The organism is Cupriavidus phytorum, from assembly GCF_003254285.1.
GTDB classification, from domain to species: domain Bacteria; phylum Pseudomonadota; class Gammaproteobacteria; order Burkholderiales; family Burkholderiaceae; genus Cupriavidus; species Cupriavidus phytorum.
In genome coordinates this window covers 1-4,337 of sequence record NZ_QKZN01000033.1, presented here as the reverse complement: position 1 = coordinate 4,337, position 4,337 = coordinate 1, and the positions used below count along the sequence as shown (strand labels likewise).

The window sequence follows — 4,337 nt, the reverse complement described above, 5'->3', positions numbered from 1 at the left end:
GCAGTAATGCGTTAAGCTAACCAGTACTAATTGCCCGTAAGGCTTGATCCTATAACCAGTGTGTTTCACCTGGTGTGTGTGATCGTGTCTGTGCCAGATACGCACAACCCCAACTACATCCCGATTCGTGACGCTGTCCCAACCCGACAGCGCCACAACCCCTCATGCCTGGTGACCATAGCGAGCTGGAACCACCCCTTCCCATCCCGAACAGGACCGTGAAACAGCTCCGCGCCGATGATAGTGCGGATTCCCGTGTGAAAGTAGGTCATCGCCAGGCTCTTATTGTGCAAAACCCCTCGACAGCGTGTGCTGCGAGGGGTTTTTGCTTTGGCGCGGCGAATTCTGTGGGATGGCCATCATCGTGTTCGGGCCGCGCGCCTGATAGAGCATCCGCCCGCAGCGCCAGGCATGGATTATTTTCAACGTCGTCCGTCCCGAGTACGGAAATTCGTTCCACCGGGGCCGAGTGACAGGTGTTGCAATGCTGTGGTGTCCGGTCCCTGCAGGGACGGTGCCGAGGTGCTAACCTCAAAAAAAGCACCCCGCGCGGCGCCACCCCTGCAACTGGGAGAGAATATGAGCCGTCTGCTGCTCACCAATATCGACCCCGACACCTCGGACGAGGAGATCCGGACGTTCCTGGAAAAATACGGATTCCCCCCATTCGACAGCCTCGAGCATGAGGACGGCGACGGCTCGCACCCGGCTGTGCTGCTGACTTATGAAGCTCTGGAGCCCGCGGTACTGGGCAAGCTGCAGCAGCGCATCGACCATATGTACTGGAAGAAGCGCCAGCTCAGCGCTTCCATCCTGCATGACCGTTTTGCCTGAGCGGCCTACCGCGAGGGCGCGCCCAGGCCTGCCGCGCCGGCTTCCTCGGCAGGTTGCGGTGTAAGCGGGGCAGGGACAGCCATCATCTTCTCTGCCGGGTAAAGCGCCATGAAGCTTCGCGCCAGCTCTGGATCCCGGCACGCGAGCCACGCTTGCCATTGCAGGTACGGAATGATCACGACCGCCCGTTTTTCCTTGCCGGGGGCGTGCATCAGCTTCATTACCGCGTGGCCCGGCGCGCTCACCGTAAACATGGCGAAGGAATAGCTTCCGTCGGGCCATTGCTTCCAGAGCCCGGCAATGCCGAGCGCCGGCTCGTCCGGTAGCCAGATCCGGTAGCGGATCCAGCCCTGGCCGGCGACGTAGCACGGTTCGTAAATGGCCATCGCAGGCACCAGGCACAACTGGGTGCGGTGCCACGCGCTGCACGAACCGCGGCGATCGCCGACGCTCTCAGCGCGGACATTCATGGTCTCAAAATCCCGGGCGCCGTGGACGTGGCGCGAGCGCGGCACGAGTCCGAACGTGGCCAGCAAACACTCGCGGCGGCCACGGGCATCCGCACGGACGATCGGCGCGGCATCGCCGGGCCATACTTCCGCCTTCCATGTTCCTGGCGGTGGCTCGACCCCGAAAGTATCGCGCAGCACCGGGCCGGTCACTGCGGTGAAATTGGTACACACGATATTGCCTCCCCTGACGTAATGCCTTGCTGCAGGCACGGTCAGCGGTTATTCGCTACATCTGTCCGAGTGGCGGTGCGATGGGAGGGGTGGGCGTCTCTCCAGCTGACCAGCTTTGCGGGCAGCTATCGCGCTACCTCCGACGCCATTTTCCTGGCCGATTCCAGATGGTGCTCGAGCGTCGTCAAGGTCTTCTTTGCAAAATCCCGTACATCGTTGGCGCGCGCGTCGCTTGCGGCTTTGCGGAACAGCGCCACCGCCTCGTTGTGCGCCTTGACGCCGACTTCTTCGGCATATTGCTTGTCGAAGCTGGCGCCTTGCAGTGCGCCCATGGCTTCCAGCTTCTTCTGGTCAGCGGGACTCGGGGTGGTCGGCAATTGCACGCCCTTGGCGTTGGCCAGCCGCTTGAGATCTTCCGCCGCGGCGCGGTGGTCCTGCAGCATCTGCCCGGCAAAACGCTTGACCGTGGCGCTGGAGGCCTTGGTCTCGGCCAGCTTGCTTGCATCGATCTCCATCTGGCCCGCCTGTGCGGCCTTGTTCATGAAGTCCACGTCGCCGGCGGGCGGCGCGGCGGACAAGCCGGTTGTCAGGCAAAGCAATGCCGCCGCAAGCGCGCATTTGGCCTGGCGCCCACGGCGGCCGGACTGGGGTGCATCGAATGGCATGACTGTCTCCTGAACGGACAACCATACCCGGCCTTGCAACAATCATGCCGTCATGCCGTACGACTCTTTGCCTCAGGAAACCCGGACGAATTTGGCGACGGAAGGCACCCCTTGCGAGTCGATAATAAACAGCATGTAGTAACCGGGCGGCACCAGTGAACTGGAGGCGGGCAGGGTGACGCGCAGGTTCTTGGCGCCCTGCTTGGTATGGCGCAATTTGATATAGCGCTGGTGCATGTCGTTGCCGTGCGTCACGGCCCCCGGCGCCACCAGCGCAACGCTGGAAACATTGGGCGTGCTGGAGCCAACGGTAAAGGTTTGTCCCAGGCTCAATGTACCCGGTGCGCTGGTGATATTTGGACGCGCGCCCTTGAACAGGTACGGAGGCGAATACACCTGTGCCTGGTGCGTACTGGCGGCCAGGGGATTCATGTCGTCCTGCGACAGCAAGACGGTGGCGTCGGGCAACAGAATGGCACTGGAGTGGTAGCCCGCCTGTATGGTGTTCGGGCTCATCGGAATCCAGGTCCCGGTCGGATCGCCGGCCGGCTTGTTGTACAGCTCGCTGTCAAAATGCGGGTTGTCATAACCGTTGCTGGCAGCATTGCCGCCCACCGTAAACAGCGTGCCATCCGGCAGGATCACGGTGTTGGCATTATGGCGAGGCTGCAGCCATTGCGGAAATTGTCGCCACCCGGCGTTGGGATTGCCGACATCGAACCATTCGTTGTTGCGGAACGCGCTGTCACCTTCGGCGCCGCCCGCGATCATCACGGCCTGCTTGACGGGCGTGACCGAGGCATCGGTATAGATAACGCCGTTGGCGTACTCATAGTGCGAGCTCAGCATGTTCGGAATGCTGCTCCATGACCAGGTGCCGGGTGCCAGCAGCACCGTATTGAAGAAGGCCGGCCCCGCCTGCATCATCTGGCCCGAACCCAGCAGGTATTGGAAAGGGTACATGCCGGACGGGTGGTGGAACGCAACCGTGCTCATCGTGCCAACGCTGTCCATACCCGCGGCCGGGGTGAACAGCTCAACCACCGACGTGGTATTTCCGGATCCCGTTTCATCGAGGCCACTGGTGATAACTACCCGGTTGTCTGCCAGCTTGGTCACCGTCGGATACCAGCGGCCGACCGACATATTTGGCTGGGTGGTCCAGCTCTCGCTGAGCGGATTGAAGGTATAGCTGCTCAGCGCGCCCTGGAAGTTCTGCTGGCCTTCCGGCGCATTCGGGTCGGGGTAGCGCAGATTGCCACCCGCAATGAAAACCCTGCCGTCGCTCAATATCGTCTGGCCGGCACACCAGATATTCTCAGGCGGCGTTATGGGATACCCGGTGCGTGTCGCGGGATCCCACACATAGGCGACACCGGTATTCGACGCTGCCGGATTATGGTATTGCGTCGGCTCATACGACCAGAACAGCACCTTGCCGGTGTGCAGCAATACCGCGGTGATGCCGACTACCGGAATGACGAATGGCTCGCTCCATTGGCCGGCCGTATTGGTAGCCTGGGCTCTGGCCGCTGCCAGCACCTGATCATCCGGCGTGGCAGCTCGGTCCAGCCCGGCTGCCACGCGACACTGCTTGGCACGCGCCCTGGCATGCGAATCGGCATGGGCCGGACCGAGCACGGCAGTTTCTCGCTGCCTCAGCCGGGCTTCCGCGGAAGGATTGTTGCAGGCGTCATTGTCGAAGCTGACGGGCGGAGCGGCGTGAAGCGACGGTGCCAGCAGGAAGAAGCCAACCACTGACGCCCACACGGTTTTCCGGAAAATCATGCGTTGACGCATTTGCATCACCTCCTGCAGTGACAGCGTTGCCATGGAATGCGGGAGTTCCACGCTGGAAGCTCACGGTGGAATGCCGAAGGACATCCAACCGGACTTTTCTAGCTTAGGGGGGCAGACAGAGAGCCAATGTGGCCTGGCGCACGGAAGGAATGCGATTGGGGGCTTGCATTTTGCTCAAGCAGCGTCCAAGACGCTGGGACGAAACGGGAGGCGCTGGCTATATCATATTTAACATAATATACATTATGCGTAGTGTCGATTGTAGCAGCTAAGCGGTAATGTCCGGTTCTGGCTAAGTTCAAATGTCCGAGTTTGGCTGGCGTAAGCTTGACGCCTTCCAGCGCGTGGGAGCCCG

4 protein-coding genes and 1 rRNA gene are annotated in these 4,337 nt (G+C 61.5%); 2 read left to right on the top strand and 3 right to left on the bottom strand.

Going from position 1 to position 4,337, the window contains the following annotated elements; translation table 11 throughout:
- Positions 1 to 167 precede the first annotated feature (167 nt).
- Together rrf and C7416_RS28745 are read left to right on the top strand one after the other, a co-directional pair.
- A 5S ribosomal RNA gene (gene rrf / locus C7416_RS28750) occupies positions 168 to 280 on the top strand.
- Between the two features lie 299 nt (positions 281 to 579).
- A complete protein-coding gene (locus C7416_RS28745) occupies positions 580 to 834 on the top strand; it encodes an RNA-binding protein (protein ID WP_111522010.1) in 255 nt (84 codons plus the stop codon).
- Positions 835 to 839: 5 nt separating this feature from the next.
- Here the strand turns inward: C7416_RS28745 and C7416_RS28740 are convergent, their stop codons facing one another.
- The 3 genes from C7416_RS28740 to C7416_RS28730 all read right to left on the bottom strand — a co-directional run bounded on the left by C7416_RS28740 (position 840) and on the right by C7416_RS28730 (position 4,015).
- Positions 840 to 1,517, bottom strand: a complete 678-nt coding sequence (locus tag C7416_RS28740) for an SOS response-associated peptidase family protein (RefSeq protein ID WP_111522009.1) — start codon at positions 1,515 to 1,517, stop codon at positions 840 to 842.
- 125 nt (positions 1,518 to 1,642) lie between these two features.
- Positions 1,643 to 2,182: a DUF4142 domain-containing protein gene (locus tag C7416_RS28735; protein ID WP_111522008.1), complete on the bottom strand. Its 540-nt coding sequence runs from the start codon at positions 2,180 to 2,182 to the stop codon at positions 1,643 to 1,645.
- A 72-nt stretch (positions 2,183 to 2,254) separates the two neighbouring features.
- Positions 2,255 to 4,015, bottom strand: a complete 1,761-nt coding sequence (locus C7416_RS28730) for a galactose oxidase early set domain-containing protein (protein WP_240988165.1) — start codon at positions 4,013 to 4,015, stop codon at positions 2,255 to 2,257.
- Positions 4,016 to 4,337: the final 322 nt, after the last annotated feature.

Coding starts and splice junctions, on each gene's coding strand:
- C7416_RS28745 (WP_111522010.1), top strand. CDS start 580: ATGAGCCGTCTGCTGCTCACCAATATCGACCCCGACACCTCGGACGAG.
- C7416_RS28735 (WP_111522008.1), bottom strand. CDS start 2,182: ATGCCATTCGATGCACCCCAGTCCGGCCGCCGTGGGCGCCAGGCCAAA.
- C7416_RS28730 (WP_240988165.1), bottom strand. CDS start 4,015: ATGGCAACGCTGTCACTGCAGGAGGTGATGCAAATGCGTCAACGCATG.